This window comes from Rhodococcus sp. R1101, from assembly GCF_000278445.1.
GTDB classification, from domain to species: domain Bacteria; phylum Actinomycetota; class Actinomycetes; order Mycobacteriales; family Mycobacteriaceae; genus Rhodococcus; species Rhodococcus gordoniae.
In genome coordinates this window covers 1-897 of the sequence record NZ_AJVB01000829.1, presented here as the reverse complement: position 1 = coordinate 897, position 897 = coordinate 1, and the positions used below count along the sequence as shown (strand labels likewise).

Genomic DNA, 897 nt, shown 5'->3' with positions numbered 1-897 from the left:
AAGGACACCGCGCAGGCCGCCGATGCGCTGCGCGACGAGGCATACCAGATCACCGGTTCGGCCCCGACCTACGAGATCCTGCGCACCGCACGGGAGAAGGCGACCGTCGCGGGCGCCCGCAAGATCACCGAGCGCCCCATCGTCGGTGCTCCCGTCGAGTCGCTCCTCACACTCGTCGAAGAGGTCGACGCCGATCTCATCGTCATCGGCAACCGCGGTCTCAACACGCTGACCGGCCGCCTGCTCGGTTCCGTCCCCTCGGACGTCGCCCGCAAGGCCCTGTGCGACGTGCTGGTGGTGCACACCGTCCGCTGACGGATCAGCAGTACTCCTCGCGGGTGACCTCGAGGTAGCGCACGGCAGCGGCGTCCGCCGACATCCGCGAGTGTGTGGCCCCCGCGGCGTAGGCGGCGATCGGCCGAAGCGTGGCGAGGACGTCATGCTCCGGCACTCCCGCGCTCAGCTGGTCGCACACCCCTCGCACCACCGCCAGGACGGTGTCGTCCCCGACGTCGGCGACCAGACCGGACGCCTCCAGCATCTCCTTCACCCGCAGGAACCGCGCGTCGGGCGGCATCGTGGAGGGTGAGGGCGCGGTCGACGTCGTGGAGGGGGCGGCCTGCGCCTCGTCCGGGGCCGGCGCCACCGACCCGCAGGCGGCGGAGACGAGGAACCCGCTCAGCGCCGCGACCGCCGCGCACCCCGCTCGACGTACCCGATGGTGCGCTGCCCGATGGGTCACTTGTTCGTTCCCTCCGCGGATGATCCGTCCCGTGTCCCTGCCCGGAAGGACGGTACCGTCCTTCCGGCCGGTCGTGGGCTGCCCTCAGCAGTGGGTGGGGGCCACGAGACCCGTGAGCACGTCCGGCAGCGGCTCCGAGTGCACCACCCCGAGAC

The 897-nt window shown here is 71.9% G+C and carries 2 protein-coding genes; one reads left to right on the top strand and one right to left on the bottom strand.

Annotation, left to right across the window (positions count from 1 at the left end):
• Positions 1-315: universal stress protein (locus R1101_RS0124540; protein WP_016935772.1), on the top strand; the 315-nt coding region annotated here is incomplete at its 5' end.
• A gap of 4 nt (positions 316-319) precedes the next feature.
• On the opposite strand, the gene R1101_RS29345 is transcribed toward R1101_RS0124540, so the two are convergent.
• Complete coding sequence (locus tag R1101_RS29345) at positions 320-742, bottom strand: DUF732 domain-containing protein (RefSeq protein WP_016935771.1); 423 nt, start codon at positions 740-742, stop codon at positions 320-322.
• Between the last annotated feature and the right edge of the window lie 155 nt (positions 743-897).